At 70.5% G+C, this 21463-nt stretch carries 22 protein-coding genes and 1 pseudogene; 11 read left to right on the top strand and 12 right to left on the bottom strand.

What is annotated here, in order from left to right:
* The first annotated feature begins 14 nt into the window (after positions 1-14).
* Both ACFYL6_RS31640 and ACFYL6_RS31635 read left to right on the top strand, forming a co-directional pair.
* Positions 15-647, top strand: a complete 633-nt coding sequence (locus ACFYL6_RS31640; RefSeq protein ID WP_387176893.1) for a hypothetical protein — start codon at positions 15-17, stop codon at positions 645-647.
* A 59-nt stretch (positions 648-706) separates the two neighbouring features.
* Positions 707-1786, top strand: coding sequence for a hypothetical protein (locus ACFYL6_RS31635; RefSeq protein WP_387176892.1), 1080 nt, complete (start codon positions 707-709; stop codon positions 1784-1786).
* Positions 1787-1847: 61 nt separating this feature from the next.
* Here ACFYL6_RS31635 and ACFYL6_RS31630 read toward each other — a convergent pair whose 3' ends face one another.
* A complete protein-coding gene (locus ACFYL6_RS31630) occupies positions 1848-3161 on the bottom strand; it encodes a hypothetical protein (RefSeq protein ID WP_387176891.1) in 1314 nt (437 codons plus the stop codon).
* Positions 3162-3649: 488 nt separating this feature from the next.
* Here ACFYL6_RS31630 and ACFYL6_RS31625 point away from each other — a divergent pair, with 488 nt between their 5' ends.
* A complete protein-coding gene (locus ACFYL6_RS31625; protein WP_387176890.1) occupies positions 3650-5203 on the top strand; it encodes a polysaccharide lyase family 1 protein in 1554 nt (517 codons plus the stop codon).
* A gap of 132 nt (positions 5204-5335) precedes the next feature.
* Here ACFYL6_RS31625 and ACFYL6_RS31620 read toward each other — a convergent pair whose 3' ends face one another.
* From ACFYL6_RS31620 to ACFYL6_RS31605, 4 genes are all read right to left on the bottom strand, one after another.
* Positions 5336-6646, bottom strand: coding sequence for a radical SAM protein (locus ACFYL6_RS31620; protein ID WP_387176889.1), 1311 nt, complete (start codon positions 6644-6646; stop codon positions 5336-5338).
* A 61-nt stretch (positions 6647-6707) separates the two neighbouring features.
* The gene (gene sodN, locus ACFYL6_RS31615) at positions 6708-7112 is read right to left on the bottom strand and encodes a superoxide dismutase, Ni (protein WP_387176934.1); all 405 of its coding nucleotides are present in this window, start codon (positions 7110-7112) and stop codon (positions 6708-6710) included.
* Positions 7113-7226: 114 nt separating this feature from the next.
* The gene (locus ACFYL6_RS31610; RefSeq protein WP_387176888.1) at positions 7227-8024 is read right to left on the bottom strand and encodes an inositol monophosphatase family protein; all 798 of its coding nucleotides are present in this window, start codon (positions 8022-8024) and stop codon (positions 7227-7229) included.
* Positions 8025-8090: 66 nt separating this feature from the next.
* Positions 8091-8537, bottom strand: a complete 447-nt coding sequence (locus ACFYL6_RS31605; RefSeq protein ID WP_387176887.1) for an iron chaperone — start codon at positions 8535-8537, stop codon at positions 8091-8093.
* A 206-nt stretch (positions 8538-8743) separates the two neighbouring features.
* On the opposite strand from ACFYL6_RS31605, the gene ACFYL6_RS31600 reads away from it, so the two are divergent.
* Entirely contained in the window at positions 8744-9517 is a 774-nt protein-coding gene (locus tag ACFYL6_RS31600; RefSeq protein WP_387176886.1) for a GNAT family N-acetyltransferase, read from the top strand.
* 53 nt (positions 9518-9570) lie between these two features.
* A complete protein-coding gene (locus tag ACFYL6_RS31595) occupies positions 9571-10293 on the top strand; it encodes a tetratricopeptide repeat protein (RefSeq protein WP_387176885.1) in 723 nt (240 codons plus the stop codon).
* Positions 10294-10376: 83 nt separating this feature from the next.
* Here the strand turns inward: ACFYL6_RS31595 and ACFYL6_RS31590 are convergent, their stop codons facing one another.
* The 3 genes from ACFYL6_RS31590 to ACFYL6_RS31580 are packed head-to-tail and all read right to left on the bottom strand — an operon-like array spanning position 10377 to position 13176.
* Positions 10377-11078, bottom strand: coding sequence for an NADPH-dependent F420 reductase (locus ACFYL6_RS31590; RefSeq protein ID WP_387176884.1), 702 nt, complete (start codon positions 11076-11078; stop codon positions 10377-10379).
* Between the two features lie 27 nt (positions 11079-11105).
* Entirely contained in the window at positions 11106-12134 is a 1029-nt protein-coding gene (locus tag ACFYL6_RS31585) for an LLM class flavin-dependent oxidoreductase (protein WP_387176883.1), read from the bottom strand.
* Entirely contained in the window at positions 12127-13176 is a 1050-nt protein-coding gene (locus ACFYL6_RS31580) for an LLM class flavin-dependent oxidoreductase (protein ID WP_387176882.1), read from the bottom strand. The genes ACFYL6_RS31585 and ACFYL6_RS31580 overlap by 8 nt, the downstream gene beginning before the upstream one ends.
* A gap of 109 nt (positions 13177-13285) precedes the next feature.
* Between ACFYL6_RS31580 and ACFYL6_RS31575 the strand changes: the two genes are divergently transcribed.
* The 4 genes from ACFYL6_RS31575 to ACFYL6_RS31560 all read left to right on the top strand — a co-directional run bounded on the left by ACFYL6_RS31575 (position 13286) and on the right by ACFYL6_RS31560 (position 17769).
* On the top strand, positions 13286-13777 hold the full coding sequence (locus ACFYL6_RS31575; protein WP_387176881.1) for a MarR family winged helix-turn-helix transcriptional regulator: 492 nt from the start codon (positions 13286-13288) through the stop codon (positions 13775-13777).
* A gap of 249 nt (positions 13778-14026) precedes the next feature.
* Positions 14027-15907 (top strand): ABC transporter ATP-binding protein, encoded by a 1881-nt coding sequence (locus ACFYL6_RS31570; RefSeq protein ID WP_387176933.1) that lies wholly within the window; start codon positions 14027-14029, stop codon positions 15905-15907.
* Positions 15908-15976: 69 nt separating this feature from the next.
* Positions 15977-17110 carry a sensor histidine kinase gene (locus ACFYL6_RS31565; protein WP_387176880.1) on the top strand — a complete coding sequence of 378 codons (1134 nt, stop codon included), beginning with the start codon at positions 15977-15979 and terminating at the stop codon, positions 17108-17110.
* Complete coding sequence (locus ACFYL6_RS31560; protein ID WP_387176879.1) at positions 17107-17769, top strand: response regulator; 663 nt, start codon at positions 17107-17109, stop codon at positions 17767-17769. Before ACFYL6_RS31565 ends, ACFYL6_RS31560 begins: the two co-directional genes overlap by 4 nt.
* Here ACFYL6_RS31560 and ACFYL6_RS31555 read toward each other — a convergent pair.
* Positions 17724-18209: a DUF6223 family protein gene (locus tag ACFYL6_RS31555; RefSeq protein WP_387176878.1), complete on the bottom strand. Its 486-nt coding sequence runs from the start codon at positions 18207-18209 to the stop codon at positions 17724-17726. The two genes, ACFYL6_RS31560 and ACFYL6_RS31555, sit on opposite strands and share 46 nt — an antisense overlap.
* Positions 18210-18616: 407 nt before the next feature.
* On the opposite strand from ACFYL6_RS31555, the gene ACFYL6_RS31550 reads away from it, so the two are divergent.
* Entirely contained in the window at positions 18617-19000 is a 384-nt protein-coding gene (locus ACFYL6_RS31550) for a hypothetical protein (RefSeq protein WP_387176877.1), read from the top strand.
* 57 nt (positions 19001-19057) lie between these two features.
* Here ACFYL6_RS31550 and ACFYL6_RS31545 read toward each other — a convergent pair whose 3' ends face one another.
* Positions 19058-19546 (bottom strand): nitroreductase/quinone reductase family protein, encoded by a 489-nt coding sequence (locus tag ACFYL6_RS31545; RefSeq protein ID WP_387176876.1) that lies wholly within the window; start codon positions 19544-19546, stop codon positions 19058-19060.
* 182 nt (positions 19547-19728) lie between these two features.
* On the bottom strand, positions 19729-20484 hold the full coding sequence (locus ACFYL6_RS31540) for a hypothetical protein (protein ID WP_387176935.1): 756 nt from the start codon (positions 20482-20484) through the stop codon (positions 19729-19731).
* Between ACFYL6_RS31540 and ACFYL6_RS31535 the strand changes: the two are divergent.
* A pseudogene (locus ACFYL6_RS31535) lies at positions 20420-20725 on the top strand (hypothetical protein); the annotation flags it as partial. The gene ACFYL6_RS31540 and the pseudogene ACFYL6_RS31535 overlap by 65 nt on opposite strands.
* Positions 20726-20840: 115 nt before the next feature.
* Here the strand turns inward: ACFYL6_RS31535 and ACFYL6_RS31530 are convergent.
* Entirely contained in the window at positions 20841-21182 is a 342-nt protein-coding gene (locus ACFYL6_RS31530; protein WP_030333934.1) for a helix-turn-helix transcriptional regulator, read from the bottom strand.
* Between the last annotated feature and the right edge of the window lie 281 nt (positions 21183-21463).

The following is a 21463-nucleotide window of genomic DNA, read 5'->3' as shown; positions in this document are numbered from 1 at the left end:
AGAACGGAGATTCCATGAGCACATACAAACGGCGGCAGCTTCTCGCGGCCGGCGCGGTCGGCGCCGTGCTGACCGGGGCGGCGGTGCTGCCGTCGCCCGCACTGGCCGAGCCGGGTGACGACGCCAGCGTGCGGGTCACTGTCGACATCGACGAGATCAGGGAACCGGGCGTGCTCGCCCTGTCGATCGCCGGCGACGCCGTCGCGCTGTCCGAGGACGGCTCGACCCTTCTGGTTCGCCAGTTCGTCGGTACGCTGCCGACGGTGACGGTCACCGACACCCGCGTCGCCGACGAGGTGCCCGACGGCGCCGGCTGGGCGGTGCTCGGCAGCGCGACCGACTTCGCCGGCACCGCCGGCCAGGCGCCGATCACCGCCGACCACTTCGGCTGGAAGCCGCGCCTGCTCGACGGTGGCGACACCGGCCTGGTCACCGAGGGCGAGGAGGTGGTGACCAGCCTGGACGAGCCGACCCAGCCGGGCAACAATGTCGGCCTCGTCGACCAGGAGTTGCTGGTCTCGGCCTTCGACTCCGAGGCCGTCGCCGGCGACTCGTACTCGGTCAACGCCGACCTGTACCTGCGGACCCCCGCGGAGGTCGCCGCCGGCGAGTACAGCTCCACGCTCACGCTCTCACTGTTCGAGTAGTGGCCTGGGCGGGGGCCCGCTTCGGGCCCCCGCCCAGCCCTGTGCCGAAGGGCCGCCTCATGACCGTCACCCCGCTGCGCCGGGCGCTCGTCGTCCTCGCCGTCGCGTCGCTCGCGGTTGCCGCCGCGCCGACCGCGGCGGCGGCGGAACCGGACCCGAAGGCCCTGACCTGGACGGTCCAGCCGGCCACCGCGAGTGGGCCGGACCAACGCCGGTGGATCAACGCCAGCCTCGACCCGGGGCAGGCGGTGACCGAGCACCTGGCGGTACGGAACCTCAGCCGCACCGCTGTCGCCTTCTCGCTGAAGGCCGCCGACGGCTACCTCACCGACAAGGGCCGCTTCAACATGCTGTCGTCCGACCGGCCCTCGGTCGACGGCGGCACCTGGATCGACGTGCAGGAGAAGGTCACCGTCGGCCCCAACGAGACGCGGGTGGTGCCGTTCACCATCACGGCGCCCAAGGACGCCACCCCGGGCGACCACCCGGCCGGCATCGCCGCGACCGTCACCAGCACCGGAGGCACGGTCAACGTCGAGAGCCGCGTCGGGTTCCGGGTCATGCTGCGGGTCAACGGCTCCGCGCGGGCGGCCCTGGCCGTCCGGGGCCTCGGCGCGACGTACTCCCCGTCGTGGAACCCCTTCGCCGGTGGCACGGTGCGGGTCCGCTACACCGTCGAGAACGACGGCAACGTCTGGGTCAGCGGAACAAGTCAGGTGGCGATGTCCGACCTCCTGGGCCGGAGCAGCCACGACGCCAGCAGCGCCGTCGAGGAGTTGCTTCCCGGCGGCAGCCGGCAGGTGCAGACCCGGGCCGATGGCGTCTGGGCCCTGGGGCGCCTCCGTACGACCGTCAGCACGTCGCCGACGCTGCTCGGCGACGGCCAGGCCGGGGCGGACCTCCGACCGGCCTCGGCCACCGTCACCACCTGGGTCGTACCGTGGGCGCAGCTCGCCCTGTTGGGTCTGCTCGCCGGCCTGCTCCTGGGGCTGCGGGCGGCGGCCCGGCACCGGCGGCGTCGGCTGGCCGGACTGCTGGCCCGCGCGAGGCAGGAGGGCCGGCAGGAGGCTCAGGAGTCCGTGCTCGTCGGGGGCGCGCCCGCTGCTGCCGAACCCGACGCGGGCGACGCCCGCCGGTAACCCGTCGGCGCGAGGAAATCGCGCTGCCGGATCACGGTGAGGCGTCGCCCGGTCCGCGGCCTCAGGGCTTGGACTGGTCGAGCAGCCAACGCAGGATGCTGGCGTCCTCGTAGGTCGGCCCGAACGCCGCGTGGTAGTCCGGCACCGAGAACGCGGCGTCGGCGTACTCGGTGTAGCGCACCAGGTCGGCGGTCTGCTCCGGCGTCTTACCCCGGGCGGCGTACGCCTGCCGCAGCACTGCCGTGGAGTTGCGCGCGCCCGTGACGTTGAGCAGGTGGTCGTGCTCGCCGTGGGTGATCCACACCGGCACCTCGGCCGCCGCGATGGCGGTCGCCTGGGTGGCGTTGACCGGGAAACCACCGGTCACCAACCCGCCGGCGAACAGGTCCGGACGCTTGGCGAACGCCTCCCAGAGCAACTGGGAACCGTACGACACGGTGGTCGCGTACACCCGACGGGTGTCCACCGCGAACTGGTCGACGAACTGGTCGAGCAGCTTGACCAGCAGGTCCGCCTCGGCGACCCCACCGACCCGCTGGTGCTGGGGCGCCAGGACGATGACGTCCTCGGCGGTGCCGGTCCACTGCGGTTGGAGCCACGCGGTCGCCGGGATGTCGGCAGCGAGTTGGACGCCGAGGTTGTCGCCGTCCCAGCCCATCCCGTGACCGGGCAGGACGACCATCAGTGGGTATGTGCGGCCCGGCTGGTAGTTCTTCGGCAGGTGGTAGTGGTACGGCAGCACCATTCCGCCATTCAGGAACGAGCCGTAGGTGAACTCGTCGACCAGTTGGTTGACCGGCTTCTCGGTGACCGGTCGGGACTCGCGCGGGGTGGCCCGGGCGAGCACCGGTCCCTTGCCGGCCCCGCGGCCGGGCTGGCCATGCACGTCCTTGCGCTGCACGATTCGGGTCGGCAGCTCCGGATTGACCTTCACGGTGCAGAGGAAGGTCGGGCACTTGGAGACGATGACCGTCGAGCCGCCGGTGTCGGCGGGGTCGAGCTCGACGATGACGTACCTGCCCGGCGCCGATCGGTGGTCGACACGGGTGCCCGGTACCCCGTTGGTGTAGGTGTGGGTGACGGTGCGGTCGGCGAGCTTCGGCAGGTCCTCGATGGGGTTGAAGCGGAAGTTGTAGATGGTGTCGGTCACCGAGAACGTGGCGGTGTCGAGGGTGCGGGGGTTGACCGTGGCACCGTATTCGATCGCCACCGCCGAGACCTTCTGGCCGTACGTGTAGACGGTGGTGATCGGGGTGATGCTGCGGATTCCGTCCGTGGCGCCCGGGCTGCCGCTCGCGCTGCCGTACGCCGTGCCGGATGCGCCGGCCAGGACGAGGGTGGCGGCGAGCGGGATCAGTCCTCTTCGCAGTCTCATGCGGGTCCTTTCTCGGGGGTGGTGCGCTCAGTCAGCGATCCCGCCCGGGACCGGGAGAGTGGGACGGGTCGGAGCGAGGCGACGCTAAACTGATTTAGCAGAGCATCGATGGCGGGCCCGGCGGTGTCAATACCGAGCGCGCAACAAGCCGGAACCTGCCCCGCCGACGGCGCGGGCCACCCTGACCCGCACGGCCGGCCCCTCCCGTGAGCACTGCAACAAACCTGCAAGCGTCAGCTATTGCCTTCAGGGAAACCGCTTTCCTACGATTGCGTTGCATCGATGTTTCATTTAACGATCGTGCGAGCGGTGTCACCGGGCACACCCCGCTCGCACGACACGTCCCTGCTTCTACCAGGGCGCGAGAGACCTCGATGAAATCCTGCGATTGACTGCCGCCAATTCCTGAATGACGTTCGTCGGCAGGTGCGATCGCGCTGTCCGTCGGGTCGAAGCCTGGCACGAGACGAATGCGAGAGTGAGGCGACATGAGACGACCAGTCGTGTTGCGACATCAGGCAGTGCTGGCCACGGCGGCCGTGGTGATCGCGGTCGGGGTGGCCCTGCCGACCCCCCAGGCCGCGGCGGCGGTCGGCAGCGCCACCGGCTACGCCACCCAGAACGGCGGGACCACCGGCGGCGCCGGCGGACAGACGGTCCGGGCCAGCACGGGCACGGCGATCCACGCGGCGCTCTGCGGTCGGCCCAGCAGCAGCACCCCGATCACCATCGAGGTCAGCGGGACCATCAACCACGGCAACACCAGCAAGGTGTCCGGGTCGAGCTGCAACACCGCGGCGGGCGTGATCGAGCTCAAGCAGATCAGCAACGTCACCATCATCGGGGTCGGCGGCGGCGCGGTCTTCGACCAGCTCGGCATCCACATCCGGGACTCCAGCAACATCATCATCCAGAACGTGACGGTGCGGAACGTCAGAAAGTCGGGCTCGCCCACCTCCAACGGCGGGGACGCCATCGGCATGGAGAGCACGGTCCGCAACGTCTGGGTCGATCACGTCACCCTGGAGGCCTCGGGCGGCGAGTCCGAGGGGTACGACGGTCTCTTCGACATGAAGGACAACACCCAGTACGTGACGCTGTCCTACAGCATCCTGCGCAACTCCGGTCGCGGCGGCCTCGTCGGGTCCAGCGAGAGCGACCTGTCCAACGGCTTCATCACGTACCACCACAACCTCTACGAGAACATCGACTCCCGCACGCCGCTGCTGCGCGGCGGGGTCGCCCATATCTACAACAACCACTACGTGAGCCTGCACGAGTCCGGGATCAACTCCCGGGCGGGAGCCAGGGCCAAGGTGGAGAACAACTACTTCCGGGACTCCAAGGACGTCCTGGGCACCTTCTACACCAACGAGCGCGGCTACTGGCAGGTCGCCGGCAACGTCTTCGACAACGTGACCTGGTCCAGCGCCGGCAGCGAGAACTACCCCGCCGGACCCAACCCGACCTCCAACACCACGGTCAGCATCCCGTACTCGTACAGCCTCGACGGGGCGAGCTGCGTGCCGGACATCGTCCGCCAGACGGTCGGCGCCAACACGGGCCTGAAGGTGTCGAACGGCAGTTGCTCGCCGCAGACCCCGCCGCCCACCACCCCGCCGCCCACGACACCTCCGCCGACCACCCCTCCGCCCACCACCCCGCCGCCCTCTGGCGGGACCAACCTCAGCCTCGGCGCCGGCGCCGACGGTTCCAGCAAGGCCAGCGGGACCAGCTATGGCAACGTGCGCGACGGCAACCTGAGCACCTACTGGTCGCCGGCCGGGTCGACCGGCACGATCTCGATCAAGTGGGGCTCCGCGACCCAGGTGTCCCGCGTGGTGATTCGGGAACCGTCCGGCACCCAGGGCTCCATCGGCTCCTGGCAGCTGATCAACAACGACAACGGGGCCGTCCTGGCCGCCGGCAGCGGGGCCGGTTCGATCGCCTTCTCGCCGACCGCGACGAGCAAGCTCAACTTCAAGATCAACAGCTCCAGCGGTACGCCACGGGTCGGTGAGTTCGAGACGTACGCCAGCTAGACGAGTAAGCCCTCTCGGACCGTCGTCGGGACGGATTCGGGTTCGAGCGGTATACCTCAGAGGCATATTTATGCCTCTGAGGTATACCGCTCCTCGGCGGATCGACCTGGGCGGGTCAGCCGAGCGCGTCCGTCACGAATCGGTCGACGGCAGGGTGTCCATGAAGGAGCTGACCGAGAAGACCGCCCGCCCGGGCCCGGCGGGGCCGTACCCGGGCGGGCTGGACAGGCCGTGGGCGTCCATGGTCGCGCGGTAGGCCTCCAGCAGGCGGACGTGGTATTCGAGCGGCGCACCCTGCGGGTTCGTCCGGCCCAGCGGGGTGGTGGGCTCCGGGCACCAGGTGGTGAACCGGGGCGTGATCCCCCGGGACATGAAGTAGTCGAGCCCTTCGGTGGTGGAGTCGATCGCCTCGTCGACGCTGGTGAAGCCGTGCGGGGCGGCCATCTCGACGCCCGCCACGAAGTTCGGGATCACGTTGCGCGGGCCGAATACCTCGGCGGAGTCGAGGATGCGCCGGTGCCACTCCTCCCGGCCGACGTACCGCTCCTTGCCCGGGCAGTACAACTCGAACAACCGCTTGTCCCACACCTCGTAGTTGGGGTGGTAGATGCGGATCCCGTAGTCGTGGAACCGCTGCACATCGGCTCGGGGCAGCGCCTGGGCCACGACCTTGCCGATCCACCGTCCCGGAAACCGCTCCTCGATCGCCTGCGCGTACTGGCCGTAGAAGTCGGCCTCGGCCAGCCCGTTGACCTGCGAGGTGATGCTGCCGCCGGTCAGCGTGTACGCCTGCGACGCGCGGTCGGTGTCGTGCCGGTTGATGATCTCCAGGGCCTCAAGGACCTCGTCGACCGGCTTGACCCCGGTGTAGGGCCGGCCGGCCTGCTTGTGTTGCCGCCAGTTGTGGTTGATGTCGCAGTACTGGCACTCCTCCTTGGCGCCGAAGTACTGGCAGACCCGGAACGCGGTGAGGTAGATGAGATAGCCCCACTGGATCGTCGGGGCGACCTCCATCACCGACTTGCCGTTGGCCAGCGTGTGGCGGTAGTACGCCGGCATGGGGGGCAGCCCGACATCGGCGATCGGCCGCCCGTCCAGGAACAGCCGGAGTCGACCGTCGCTGTCGGTGCCGACGCGGTACGGCGAGCTGGGGTTGGTGCGGACCGACACGACGGTCCGGCGTAGCTCGTACGGACCTCCGGTGAGCACGATCTCCTCCGGTGGCCGGCGCAGCGCCGCCGTCCCCAACTCGGGCAGCGTCCGGTGGTCGAAGGAGAAGATGAAGTACGACTTCGGCTTGACGTCGCCGTGCTCGTTGTCGGTCAGTGCCGCGTCGTCGAAGGCGAGCCCGCCCCGCAGCAGGTCCTCCTTGAGGACCGCCTCCCGCGGCACGTGTGGGAAACGGCTCATCAACTCTTCGACGAGGTCGGTGCGCGACGTCATGCGGTTCCTCCCGAACGCGGTACGCCGAACCGGGTGGCCGGTGCCACCCGGTGCCGGCTGGTCAGCTCTGCTTGGTCTCCCAGAAGATCTTCGAGATCTCCTCGATCTTCCCGAGGAGCTGCTCGGCGACCGCCGGGTCCGCGGCGCCCTTCGCGCCGCCGGCACCCGCCAGCTTGGTCGCCTCGTTGAACAGGCCGTGCAGCTGGGGGTACTTCTCGAAGTGCGGCTGCTTGAAGTAGTCGGTCCACAGGACCCAGAGGTGGTGCTTGACCAGTTCGGCCCGCTGTTCCTTGATGAGCAGCGCGCGGGTGCGAAACTCCGGGTCGTCGCTGGCCTGGTACTTCTCGGAGATCGCCTTGACCGACTCGGCCTCGATGCGGGCCTGCGCCGGGTCGTAGACGCCGCACGGGAGGTCGCAGTGCGCGCTCGCGACGGTACGCGGGCGGAGAAGGCGTGACAGGTGCATCGGAGTCCCTTCGACGGTGGTGCTCGGGCGACGGACGTCCGGGCGCGACGGCCCGAACGTGATCATCTAGGGACGCTAGAACCTCAACCGCACTTCATGTCAAGACCGAGTCCATCACGAGCGCTGTTTCCGAATGAGCGCCAGCAGGGCGGCGTGCGTCCGCTCGTCGGCGGCCGCGACGAGACCATCCCCACCGGTGTGCAGCGGCTGACCGTCGAGCCCGGTGACCACGCAGCCGGCCGCCTGGCAGAGCGCGATCCCGGCCGCGAAGTGGACGCTGTTCCGCAGGTCGTGGCGGTCCGTCACGTAGGCGGCGCGGCGACCGGCGGCGACCCAGGCCACGGCGAGGCTGGTGGAGACCACCCGGGGCCGGAACTGTTCGAGGAAGTCCTCGTCGGTGAGCATGCGGGCGGCCAGGAAGACATCCCGGTTGGGAAAGGGCGGGTCGAGATTCAGGTCGACAAGCGTCGACTCGGCCGACGGAACGAGTCGCTCGTCCGTCCCCGCACCCCGGACGTACGCGGCGGTGCCGTCGGTCCAGAACACCTCGGCGGCGAAAGGGTCCACCGTGGCCGCCACGGTGACGTCCGACCCGACCCGCAGAGCGACGTTGACCGAGGCCAGCATGGTCCGCGCGGCGAAGTTCAACGTGCCGCACAGCGGATCGACCAGCCAGGTGCGTCCGTTGTCGCCGGTACCCGTGCGTCCGCTCTCCTCGGCCAGCACGGCGTCCTCGGGACGTGCCGCACCCAGGACGTCGAGGATGGCCCGCTCGGCCTCGACGTCCGCGGCGGTGGCGAAGTCACCGGCGGTCTTCATAACGCGGGTCAGTGCTGAGCCGTACCGGGAGCGGACGACCGCGGCTCCGGCTTCCGCCGCCTCGATGGCCAGCGCATGGTCTGTGATCGACATGTCCGAACCATAGGAGCCGTGGGCATTGTCGGTGACGGCCGGACAGGGCCATGGGAGGGGCGTCGGTCAGGAGACCGCTGCCTGCACCAGCTCGGTGATCTTCTTCTCCACGGCCGGGCTCCACTGCTGCAACGCGTACGCCACCGGCCAGATGTCCCCGTCGTCGAGGTTGGCCGGGTCCTGGAAGCCCAGGGTCGAGTACCGGTAGTTGAACTTGCCCGAGTCCTGGAAGAAGACGACGATCTTGCCGTCCTCGTTCGCGTAGGCGGGCATCCCGTACCAGGTCTTCGGCGTCAGGCCCGGGGCGGCGGCGGTCACCGTCACGTGCACACGCTCGGCGAGCGCGCGGTCCTCCGGCTCCATCTGCGCGATCCGGTCGAGGACAGCTTGCAGCCCGTCCGCCTTCTTGGCGCCCTTCTTGCCCTCGGCGCGCAGCTCGTCGGCGCGCTCCTTCATCGCGGCCCGCTCCTCGGGGCTGAAGCCGTCGGACTTGGTAGTGGTCTTCGCGGACATTCTCGGGCTCCCTCTCGTCGTCCAGGTCGGCGTGCTGCCGTTCACCTGGGGAAAGGCTAGGTCGCCCGGCGTTGTCGGGCTTCTCGATTCCTGATCGGTTCGAAAGCCGGACGGCAGGTGGCCGCCCTCGCGCCCGTGATTTGCTGGTCAGCGTGATCAGTGGCTAGGTTGTCGGCCGGGCAGAACGACCGTTCTAGGGGGCCGTCATGAGCATCACCGCCGATCGGATGGCGACGGCGTACTTCGACGCCTTCGAGACGCTGTGCAGGGTGACCCCGAAGGGTGGGTACGCCGAGCGGGGCACCGCCCGCGCGGGGGTGACCCAGGCCGGCGTCGCGACGCTCAACGCGGCCTACGACAGGTCCACCGAGCCCGACCTCGGGTCGCTCGACGAGATGGCGACCGAGGTCGGCAGGCAGGCCGCGCACTGGTCGATCATGGTTCGGGGTGAGGCGGGCGACGCGGTCGCTGACCTCGCGGCCCGGCACGGCCTCCTCGGGCGTACCGAACTTCCCCTGCTGGCCTGCGCGGCGCACGACCTCGCGTTCCGAGCCACCTTCGGTGCCGGCTCGGCGCAGCGCACGTCGGTGCGTCAGGTCGGTGCTGCCGAGAACGGCCTCTACACCGACGCCCTCACCCGGAGCTTCGAGGTTCCCGACGGCCTCTTCGGGTCGCTGATGGGTGGTGCCGTGCTCGACGCCGATGCCGTCACCGGCTACCTGGCCGAGGAGTCCGGCCAGCCCGTCGGCACCGGCCTCGGGATGCAGACCTCCGGGGTGGTCGGCGTGTTCAACATCGCCGTCGTTCCGTCCGCCCGGGGCCGTGGCCTGGGCCGGGTGCTCACCGAGACGGTTCTGCGGGACGGCATCGCCGCCGGCGCGGACGCCGCCTACCTGCACACCAGCGCGATGGGTCGGCCGCTCTACGAGTCGATGGGCTTCACGCTCGTGGAGACCTGGACCATGTTCCACGCGCGCTGACCGACGAGTTCGACAGGGGCTGTCGTGCGGTGCCGGCGAGGGGGGAGAGGGCGATGACCTTCAGTGAGAGCGTGCGTTCGGCCTTCCGCCGCGGCGAGACCGAGGCCGTGGTGCGGATGAGCGAGGCCGAGATCGAGCGGGCCCGGGCGGCCGGCGACCCGGCGGGCGAGGTGGAGGCCCGGTACAGCCTCGCCCGGGTCGCCATTCGCGGCGGTGACCTGCCGGGTGGAGAGGCCCGGGCCCGGGAGGCTCTCGCGGTGGCGCTGCGCTCCGGTGACCGGGCCCTGGAGGAACGACCGAGGCACGTGCTCGCCGGCGTGGCGCGGATGTCCGGCGACCTGGCCCGCGCCCGGGACCTGTACCGGGAGAGCATCGCGCTGAACGAGGCGCTCGGCCAACCCAAGACGGTCAACTCCGAGCTTCACAACCTCGCGTTCTGCGAGCTGGGGCTGGGCAACCTCGACGTGGCGCGGACGCTGTTCGCCGAGAACCGTGAGCGGGTCTTCCGCAACGACTGGGCCGACTTCGTGCCGTACGTCTGCGTTGCGGGTGCCGCGCTCGCGTCCGCCGAGGGTGACCACTCGCGTGCGGCGCGGATGATCGGTGTCGCGGATGCCGCGTTCGCGGCGCTCGGCCAGGTGCCGGACCCGGACGACGCGGCGGACCTCGCCCGGATGCGCGCCGCCGCGGTCGAGGCGCTCGGCCCGGCCGACTTCGACGACGAGTACGCCGTGGGCCAGCTCCTCGAACCGCGGGCCGCGTTCGGCACCGACTGACCCGCCGAGCGGTCCAGCTATCGTTCGGGACGGGTCCGCACAGTTTGTACAGCCTGATGTCTTGTTGGGCATGAGTGGCGATGCTAAGTCGCCGATCGGGCAGCGGTGATGGTCCGCCCTCGCTCCGACTCCGGGAAGCGGTCGAGCATGGCGCGTACCTCGTCGGCGCTGACGTTGGCGCCGAACAACTCGCTGCCCGGTTCGAGCCGTACCCCCTCGGCCAGCCGGCCGGCGACGACCGGATCGAAGCCGAGCGCGTTGACCAGGGCCGCGACCTCGGTGAGGTCGGCGTTGTCGTCCCCGGCGATCGCGATGGCCTTGCGGCCGGGCGCCCCCGCCGGCCGGGCCTCGTCCTCCAGGTCGTGATAGCCCATGTGGTTGAACGCCTTCACGACACGCGAGCCGGACAGGAACGCCTGGACGGTCTCGCTCGACGAGGTACGCGGGTTGGTGAGGTCGTCGCGGATGCCGTCGATCTCCCACCAGTAGTTCATGGCATCGACCACGAGCTTGCCGCGCAACGCCTCGGCGGGAACGCTGCGGTACTTGCCGAGGGGCAGGGCGAGGATGACGACGTCGGCGTCGGCCACCGCGTCGACCGCCGTGGTGGCCTCGGCCCCCGGTGCGAGGACCTCGACGGTGAGGGCGATCTTCGCCGGGTCGCCGGAGCCGGCCACCCGTACCCGGTAGCCGGCGGCGACGGCGAGCCGGGCGAGCACCGTGCCCACCTTGCCGGCCCCGAGGATGCCGAGGGTCGCGGGCCGGCTCCGGTCGTTGTCGTTCATGTCGTCCTCTCGCTTGGGAAGTGCTGATCAGGCCAGCAGTTCGCGGACCATGGGGATCACCTTCGAGCCGTAGAGCTCCACGGCGCGCATCCGGGCGCTGGCCGGTTGCGCTCCGGCCGAGTAGATGAGGTCGAACCGTCCGACGCCGAGGCTGCGGATCGCGCGGGCCATCCGCCGGGCTACCGTCTCCGGTGAACCGATGTAGAGGGAGCCGTTCTCCACTTCGGAGTCGAACTCCTGACGGCGGATCGGGGGCCAACCCCGCAGTTTGCCGATCCGGTCCCGCATGACGCGGTAGTGCGGCCAGTAGATCTCCTTGGCCTGCTCGTCGGTGTCGGCGATGAAGCCCGGCGAGTGCATGCCGACCGGGTGCGCGGTGGTACCGAGCTGGTCGGCCGCCCGGCGGTACAGGTCGATGTACGGCGCGAAGCGTTCCGGGGCGCCGCCGATGATGGCGAGCATGAGCGGCAGCCCGTACTGGGCGGTGCGGACCACCGACTGCGGCGAGCCACCCACACCGACCCAGGTGTCCAGGTGACCCGATTCGGTCTTCGGGAACACGTCGGCGTTCTCCAGTGGGGCCCGCAGGGTGCCGCTCCAGGTGACCGGCTTCTCGTCCAGCAACTTGACGAACAGTTCGATCTTCTCTTCGAACAGCGTGTCGTAGTCGCGCAGGTCGTAACCGAAGAGCGGGAACGACTCGGTGAACGAGCCGCGACCGAGGATGACCTCGGCTCGGCCGTTCGACAGCGCGTCCACGGTGGCGAAGCGCTGGAACACCCGCACCGGGTCGTCCGAACTCAGCACGGTCACGCCGGAGGCCAACCGGATCCGCGACGTGCGGGTGGCGATTCCGGCCAGCACCGTCTCCGGTGTGGAGACCGAGTACTCCGGCCGGTGGTGCTCGCCAAGGGCGATGACGTCGACCCCGAGTTGGTCGGCGAGCACGGCCTCGTCGACGACCTGCCGGATCGCCGCCGCGTGGGAGACGAGCTTGCCGGCGTCGTCCTGCGGTACGTCGCCGAACGTGTCCAGGCCGAACAGCAGATCAGACATTGTTGGGCTCCTTCGCCAGCAGCTCCCGGACCCGCGGCGCGACCTCACTGCCCAGCAGTTGGATGGTGCGCGCGCGTGCCTCGCGGGGCAGGTGCATGATGTCGTACTTCAGGTCGAAGCGGCTCAGTCGCAGGTCGCGAGCGACCGTGGCGATCTTCTGTGCCACCGTCTCGGGTGAGCCGACGAACAGCGCCCCGTGGTCAATTTCGGCCTCGTAGCGCGCGCGGTCCGGTTTGTAGAAGCCGCGTTCGGCGGCCAGGGCCGCCACGACCGGCTGCCAGTATCGCCACCACGTCTCCACCGCCTCCTCGTCGGTGTCTGCGACAAGGCCGAGTGAGTGCTGCCCGATTGGCTGCAGGGTATTCCCGGATTGTTCGAGCGCCCTGGTGTAGAGGTCGACGTGGCCGGCGAAGCGCTGGGGACGCCCGCCGATGATCGCGAGCATGAGCGGTAGTCCGTACCGGGCGGCGCGGATCACCGAGTTCGGGCTCCCTCCGACACCGATCCAGGTCGGAATGCCGCCGGGCCGCATCCGTGGGTGCAGGCGCTGTGCGGTCAGCGGGCTTCGTACCGTCCCGGACCAGGTGACCGGTTCGTCCTGCTGGAGCCGCAGGAAGAGGTCCAGCTTCTCCTCGAACAACCGCTCGTAGTCGGCCAGGTCGTAACCGAACAGCGGAAACGACTCGGTCGCCGACGCGCGGCCGAGGACAATCTGGGCGCGGCCTTCGGAGACGGCGTCGAGGGTGGAGAACTCGTGGTAGAGCCGTACCGGGTCGTTGGTGCTGAGCACGGTGACCGAGGTGCCGAGGCGAATTCGCTCGGTCGCCGTCGCGACCGCCGCCAGCAACACGGGTGTAGCCGAGTCGTTGTGACCCTCGCGGTAGTGCTCACCGACGCTGAACACGTCGATTCCGGCCGACTCGGCGAGCCGTGCCTCGTCCACCAGTAGCCGTACGGTCTCGGCGTCGCTCAGGACCCGGTCGCCGTCGGTGGCCACCTCCCCGAACGAGTTGAGCCCCAGCTCGAAGTCTGCAGCTGCCATCGTCTCCTCCTCGGTGCAATCCGCCGGCGGCTCGCGGGAGCGGACCTACCGGTTGACGTGTCAATGATGCTAACTTGACGATTGACACGTCAATTCCCGGGAGAGTGAGATGACGGAGGCCACACCCGGTCGGCGGGGCGGACGCCAACTCCCCACCGCCGACGAACTGCGGATCTGGCGGGACTTCATCGAGACGACGGCAGCGCTCGGCTCCCGGCTCGAGTCCCGCCTACAGAGCGACTCCTCGCTCTCGACCGGGGACTACGCCGTGCTCCTCGCCCTCAGCGAGGCGGAGGGTCAGTCGATGCGGTCGTCCGAACTCGCCGCGCACATCGGGTGGGAGCGGAGTCGGCTCTCCCACCATCTCGGACGGATGGAGCGGCGCGGCCTCATCCGCCGCCAGGAGTGCCCGACGGTTCCCCGGGGGGCGGAGGTGCTGCTCACGACGGCCGGCGCCGAGGCGTTCACGGGGGCCACCTTTCCGCACCTACGCGCGATCCGTGAGCTGTTCGTCGACGCCCTTACGCCGGAGCAGATCGTCGCGGCGGGCGAGATCGCCGCGGCGCTGAGAACGCGCCTCGACGTCCTGCGCGCGGAGTGACACGCCGGGGCGCCTCCCCGGCGCCGGTGCATCCATAACCGCGAGTGTTCGGGCGATTGCCGAGAGCTACGTCCGGGTGGTCCAATCCTCCAGAAAGCCGCCGCCCCGCCGGACCGGCGGGGATGGCGACGGCTGCGCCGCCCGGGAGGTATGCCCATGAGCGAGACCGTCACCGCAGAGGCCCACCGCGTCACGCCCGGCACGTCTCACCCTGGGCGCACGGAGTCGGTGCTGCCGGAACTGCGGGAGATGTGGTGGGAGACGGGCGTGCGGGCGCGCGCGGAGGCCGGCGTCTTCGCCGTCTTCGCGGAACTGCCCAGGCTCGTCTGGACAGCCCTCGGTATCAGTTGGCGCGCGGACCGGCTCCGTACCGGTGTGGTGGGCGCGGCGACGGTCGGCGCGGGGGTGATGGCGGCCTTCGGCCTGTTGGCCACCCAACGGGTGTTGGTGGAGCTGTTCGCCGGCGGCCCCACCGCGGACAAGGTGCGGGCGGCGCTGCCCGCGCTGGCCGTGCTGGCGGCGACGGTCGCGCTCCGTGCGGGGATGGGCATCGCCACCGGGTACGCGCAGAACGGGTTGACGCCTCGGGTGAGCCGTGAGGTGGAGCGGGGCCTGTTCGAGGTGTCGACCGCGGTCCGGCTGGAGGCGTTCGACGCCGACGCGTTCGCCGATGACATGGAACGCGCCTCGCGAGGCACCGAGTCGACGATCGGGCTGGTGCAGGCGTCGATGAACCTGCTCGCCGGGCTGGCCGGGCTGCTCGCCGTGGCGGCTGCCGTCATCGTCATCCATCCGCTGCTGCTACTGGCGCTGCTGGTCGCCACGGTGCCCAACGCGTGGGCGTCGTTGCGGGCCGGGCATCTGCGCTACCAGACGTACACCACCGGGTCGGTGCGCCGACGTCGACTGTGGCTGCTGCACAAGTTGATGGCCGAACGTGCCTCGGCCCCGGAGTTGCGCTCCTACGGGCTGCGCCGGTTCCTGCTCGACCAGTACGACCGGGTGATGCAGGTGGAGACCGACATCCAGCTCGCCCTCGCTCGACGCGTCACCACGACGACCACGGTCGGGGCGATCGTCGGTGGCCTCGCCACCGGCACCGTCTACGCCCTGCTCGGGTTGCTGCTCCTGGACGGGCAGATCCCGCTCGCCGCGGCGGCGACCTGCGTCATCGCGGTGCAGTCCGCGCAACGATCCCTGGCCATCGCCACCTTCCAGGTCGACCACGTCTACACCGAGGGGCAGCACTTCGGCGACTACACCGGCTTCATGACCCGCGCCGACGCCTACCTACCGGACAACACCGGACCGGTAGCCGCGGCCGACCCGGACCGGCTGCGGGAGTTGACCGTCAACGAGGTGAGCCTGCGCTACCCCGATCGGGACGCCCCCGCCGTCGACGGCGTCACGTTGACGATCAGCGCCGGACAGACGGTCGCATTCGTGGGGGAGAACGGCTCGGGCAAGACGACCCTCGCCGCGATGATCGCCAGCCTCCGCGCACCCACCGAGGGCAGCATCGAGTGGAACGGCCGCCCGTTGTCGGACTGGGACGTCGACGGGCTGCGGGCCCGGATCGCGGTGGTGACGCAGGAATACCACAAGTGGCCGTTCACCGCGGCCACGAACATCGCCATCGGCGACGTCGACAGCGAGGCCCGGCAGGATCGCATCGAGGCCGCCGCCGGCCGCGCCGTCGCCCACGACATGATCAATGAACTTCCGCACGGGTACGAGACGTTGCTCGACCGGACCTTCGCGCGCGGCCAGGACCTCTCCGGTGGACAGTGGCAGCGCATCACCGCGGCCCGCGGGTTCCTCCGCGACGCCGAACTACTGATCATGGATGAGCCGTCCTCCGCGCTCGACCCCCGCGCCGAGGACGCCCTGTTCCAGACCATTCGGGACCGCAGAGGTCGCCTCACCACCATCCTCATCACGCACCGGCTCGCCAACGTCCGGCACGCCGACCGGATCTTCGTCCTGCACCACGGCCGACTGGTCGAGGCCGGCACGCACGCCGACCTCGTCGCCGCCGGCGGCCGGTACGCCGAACTGTTCGCCCTCCAGGCCGCCGGCTACGACGCGAACCTGGCCGAGGACCACCAGCGCACCCGGACCGCCCAGTGAGGACAGGCGCCGCCAGCCTCGGCCGTCAGACCTTCTCCCGCTCACCCGCTGGAGGCTAGGCTTCGGCGCATGTCAGGGTGGCGGGGCCGGACGGCGGACGTGGCCCTGGTGCTCGCCGTGGGTCTGGTCGCCGTCGTGGGCCTGGTGGTGCAGTCGCGCGGCATCGACACCGCCGCCGAATGGGCGGCGCTGCTGGCGGTGCTGCTCTCCTCCTGCGCCCTGTACGTCCGCCGGCTCCACCCGGTGCCGGTGGGCGTCGTGGCGCTGGCCGCCATCGGCGCGTACGGGGCGTTGCTGCACCGGCCCGGCCCGATCATGTTGGTGTTCGTCGTGGCGCTCTACACAGTCGTCGACGAGGGACATCTCGCGGTCGCCATCGGGCTCGGTCTCGCCTCGGTGATCGCCTTCGCCGTGGCGGACAGCTACGACCGGTCCCCGAACACAATGAACGGGGCGACGCTGCTGCACGCCGGTTGGCTCGTCGCGGTCATCGTTGGCGTGACCCGCAACCGCCGCGCCTACCTCGCCGAGGCGCAGGCCCGAGCGGTCGTCGCCGAGCAGCGGATGGAGGAGGAGGCTCGGCGACGGGCCACCGAGGAGCGGCTGCGCATCGCCCGGGAGTTGCACGACGTGCTCGGCCACCACCTGTCGTTGATCAACGTGCAGGCCAGCGCCGCGTTGCACCGACCGGATCCGGTCCGGTCCGAGCAGGCCCTCACCGCGATCAAACTGACCAGCAAGGAGACGTTGAGTGAGTTGCGCGCGACGCTGGGCGCACTGCGGCAGGACCCGGCGATCGGGCCCGCACCCGGTCTGAACCGCCTCGGCGAACTGGTCAGGACGGCCGCCCGGCCGGAGTTGGAGATCCGCACCGAGGTCGCCGAGACCCGGTCGCTGCCACCGGAGGTCGACCTGGCGGTGTATCGGATCGTCCAGGAGGCGCTCACCAACGTGGCACGGCACGCGAGCGCCACCGCCGCGGTGGTCCGGGTCCGGCCCGATCACGACGACGTGCTCGTCGAGGTCGAGGACGACGGCACCGGCCAGCCGGGTGCGCCGGGCAGCGGGATCCTCGGCATGCGCGAGCGGGCCCGGGCGCTCGGCGGCTCACTGACCACGGGCTCGCAGCCGGACGGCGGCTTCCGGGTCCGCGCCCGTCTGCCGATGCGGCCCGGCCCGGCACCGGCGAGGGAGCAGATGTGATCCGGCTGCTGATCGTCGACGACCAGACCTTGGTCCGCGCGGGCTTCCGGTCCATCCTCGACGGTGAGGACGGCCTCGAGGTGGTCGGCGAGGCTGCCGACGGGGCCGAGGCGGTGCGGCTGGCCCGGCAACTGCGGCCGGATGTCGTCCTGATGGACATCCGGATGCCCGGTCTCGACGGCCTGGCCGCCACGGGTGAGATCGTCGCGAACTCCGATGCGCGCGTCATCATCCTGACCACGTTCGACCTGGACGACTACGTCTACGGCGCGCTGCGGGCCGGTGCCAGCGGCTTCCTGGTCAAGGACACCGAGCCAGCGGAGTTGATCCACGGCGTGCGGGTGGTGGCCCGGGGTGACGCGCTGATCGCGCCGTCGATCACCCGACGGTTGATCGCCGAGTTCGCGGCCCGGGCCAAGCATCCCGACCCTGGGCCGCGACTGAGCGTGCTCACCGAGCGGGAGCGTGAGGTGCTGACGCTTGTCGCCGCCGGCCTCTCCAACGACGAGATCGCCGCGCGGTTGGTGCTGAGCCCGGCGACGGCCAAGACACACGTCAGTCGGATCATGACCAAGGCGCATGCCCGGGACCGAGCCCAGTTGGTGATCCTCGCCTACGAGTGCGGCCTGACCGTGCCTGGTTGGCTCGCTCGCTCCTGACCACCACCATCGGCTGGTCGGCCGGTGCGGCGCGCGCGAACCAGGGCCAGCCCACCGAGCACCACGGCGGCCAGTCCAACCGCCAGCGCCACGTAGGCCCCGCCTCGCCCGTTACCCGTGCCGATGCCACTGTCGGAGGTGGCCACCACCAGCCCGCCGAGCGCCAAGCCGATCAGCCCCGTCGCCAGGGCCAAGACTGCTCCGAGGCTTCCCGAGCCGGTACCGAGCCGACTGGCGGGGCGGGCCAGGGCCAGCCCGCCGATGACGGCGCCGACAAGTCCCAGCAGGACGGCCGTACTGGCACCGAAACGCCCGGAGCTCATGGAGAAAACAGTGGCGGCGGTCGGTTGGGCCGAGACGTGCGCGGCTGCCGGTGCGGCCAGCGCGAGCCCTCCGATTGGGGCGGCTACGGCGGCAGCGAGCAGGTGACGGATGGACATCGTGGATCTCCTCGGTCGCGTGACGGGTACGGATGGCAGCCTAGGAAGCAGACCACCGGTGCGTCGTCATGCCGGAGTTGCCGAAGGGCCTACCACCCGGGATGTACGCGCTCGGGTTGACGTACCGCAGCGGTTGTCTCCAGGCCGTCGCCCGGCACCTGCCACCTACGCCCGACCCCGCCATGAACGCGCCTCTGACCTGCGGTTTTGTCGGATTCGAACAGTGGTGTTCGGGGCCCGGGAGTGGTACGACTGATACCTCGGACCGGGTGGTGCGGGGTCGGTAGGAGGTGGCGGATGCGTCTCACGAGCACCACGCCCCGGCGGCGGCCCTTCCACCCGGCGGCTACGGCTATCCCGCCCGAGTGCGGGATAGGGGCGGCGTCCTCGTGGCTGACGGACCCACGATGACAAGCCCGGAGAACGCGGAGAGGATGGCGGCCGCCTACGCCCGCGGTCTCGACGCGGGCCGGATCGAGCAGCGTCTACAGGGGCACGATGAGCACCTGCAAAGGATCAACGGCTCGATCGACGCGATGACGGAGGCGCTCCGGTCTCTCACCGAGGAACTCCGCGGCAACGTCTCTCTGTTCAGTGCCAACGTGACCGAGGGCCGCCGTGACGCCAGTGAGCGGGACAGGATCGCGGCGGTTCGAGTGGAGGAGGCGGGCATCGTCGAGTCGCAGAGGACGGTCCGGTGGACCGCTTGGCAGCGCGGGTTCGCGGTCGTCGGCGCGATCATCCTGGTCGTGAACTTCGGCCTTGGTCTCTACCTCGCGTTCGGCCGTTGAGCCCGGGTGGAGCCGGGTAGCCCGGCAGAGCCGAGGGTGCGGAGGCCGCGGGATGCGTCATCGCACCGAGGCGTCGCCATCCGCTCTGGGCTCCAGCACCACCACCGTGGTTTCGGACGATCGCCGCGCAGCGTGGGCGTCGAAGTTCTTGTCGGCCTCGCGCCAGCGTGGCCACAGCCGCGACCGCTCGTCGGCCGTGGCGGCGCGACCGCGGACCAGCCGCCGCCCGTCGGGCAGATCGACGGACGCGTCCGGGTGCGCCTGGAGGTTGAGCCACCAGGCGGGAGCGCCCTCGCCCCAGCCGTTCATCGCCACCCCGACCAGGTTCGGGCCATCCTCGAAGTACGCGATGATGACGCTGCGCTGCTGACCGGTGCGACGACCGGTCGTGGTCAACCGCAACGTGCCCCAGCGGGTCTCGCGCGGTAGCCACAGCCCGACCCGGCTGCCGGTGACCCGGTACAGACCCCGGTGCACCGACCAGGCCAGTCGGATGAACCACCGCGGTGGGAGCCACGGTGCCTTCGTTTCCTGACCATCCGACATGACGACCTCCTCCACCGACCAACGCTGATGGCCCGGGTGGCTGCCGCACGTCGTCGGGGCCGCCACTGTGGACCGCGATCCTCAAGTCTTCCGGCGGAAGCGCGACTCGCGTTCGGGTGTCCATGATTCGACCGAGGATCGAACCGATCGGTGGAAGCCCGCGTCGGTGGCGGGCGGGTGGCCTACCGCTGCCAGGCGTCGATGACGCGTACGCCGTCCCGCACGACCCGGTCCAGGATGGCGGGGTTGCCGCTGGCACCCTCCCAGCCCTGGTCGTCGAAGACCGTCACCGTGCTGTCCACCCGGGCCACGGCGGTCTGGCTGGACGCGGTGCCGCCGGTGCGTTCGCCGTTCAGGCTCGTCTCCGGCCAGGTCCGGGTCAGCAGCAGCGCCTCGTCGCCCACGCCGGGCAGCGCCTGACTCTTGACGGTGACGCGGTTTCCGGACTGGTCGTAGGAGGGGCACGCCCGCAGGGCGGTGCGGAGACGGCCCAGATAACCCGAGGCGCCGTCGCCGTCGAAGGTGAAGATGGTCTGGTGGATCATCCCCTGCGGCACGTTGCTGGAGGGCTCGCCGGCCTTCTGGTAGGTGACTGTCATCGCGGCGCTCGCGGTGACCTGCCGGCCGCCGGTGCCGAACTCGTTGCCACACAGCTTCGGCAGGGCCTCCTCGACGGGCGTCGTCCGTCGGGGAGACTTCCGCAGCTCGGCGGGCAACTCGACGAAGGCCGAGGTCGGGATGGTCACCCGGGTGCTCGCACTCGGGGACGGTGGGTCTGTCGGGGGCGTCGACGCCGACGCGGTGGCCGGTGCGGTGGTCGCCGGGGCCGAGTCGGGCGGATCCTCCGTGGTGGTGCAGGCGGCGGTCAGGGCGATGGTGCCGAGCAGCGCGAGCGCGCGTCGCGTACGGGTCACCGGCAGTGGTGTGTGTCGGCTCATCATCACCCCTCGTCTGTCCTGGGCTAGTGCCCTGCCCGGGGTCCAACGAAACGACCACGCCTCGGGCATCGGCCGGACCACCGGAACCGAGGTTGTTGCCGACCGGCTGGCGGTTCGGTCGACCCGCTCGTGCGGCGGCCCCCGCGTGCGGACTTCCAGTCCGACGCGGCGCTGCCGCTGGCTCGGCCGCCCGCCGCGCGACATCGCCGCCGCGGTGCTGGCGCACGCGGTGCTCGACGACCTCGGCGTGTCGGCGGAGGTCTCCGGGCCGGGCTTCCTCAACCTGACCCTTGCCGACCGGACCCTGGCCGATCTGGTCGCCGCAGTGGCGGGCGACGCCCGGCCTCCCGCCTCGGTCAGCGGGCCCTCTTCGTCGCCCGCTTCCGGGGCGGCGTCAACAGGTCGGCGATCTGCGCGATCGCGGCGGGCACCAGGCGGTAGTACGCCCAGACCCCGCGCTTGTCGCGTTCGAGTAGGCCAGCCTCGGTGAGGATCCGAAGGTGGTGACTCACGGTCGGCTGGGAGAGATTGAGCGCCGAGGTGAGGTCACTGACGGACGCCTCACCTTCCGGCGCGGACTGGATCAGGCTGAGCAACCGGAGTCGCGCCGGATCGGCGAAGGCCTTCAGCACCCCCGCTAGCCGTTCGGCATCGGCCCGCTTGATGGGATCGCCGGTGAGCGGCGAGATCGCAGGCATGGCAGTTTTCGCAGTTCCCACGCCTGCCATAGTGACACCAACACCATCAATAAACCGGCAGATCCGGCACCAGCCCTCCGATGGCGTCCGGATGGCGCGATGGAACCACCGAACGTGAGTCGAACGCCGACGTCCGTGGTGGCACACGGGCCGTGGGGGGGGTGCCCCCGCGCCCCCCCGCCCGGGGGGGGGGGGGCGGGGCGCGGGCGGGGGGGGGGGGCGGGCCTAAGGCGGCCCCGCGGCGAACAGGTGGGCCGTAAAAAACGGGTTCGCCCCCGTGG

The organism is Micromonospora sp. NPDC007208, from assembly GCF_042869175.1.
In the GTDB taxonomy this organism is placed as follows: Bacteria; Actinomycetota; Actinomycetes; order Mycobacteriales; family Micromonosporaceae; genus Micromonospora; species Micromonospora foliorum.
This window is presented reverse-complemented; position numbering and strand designations above follow the sequence as displayed.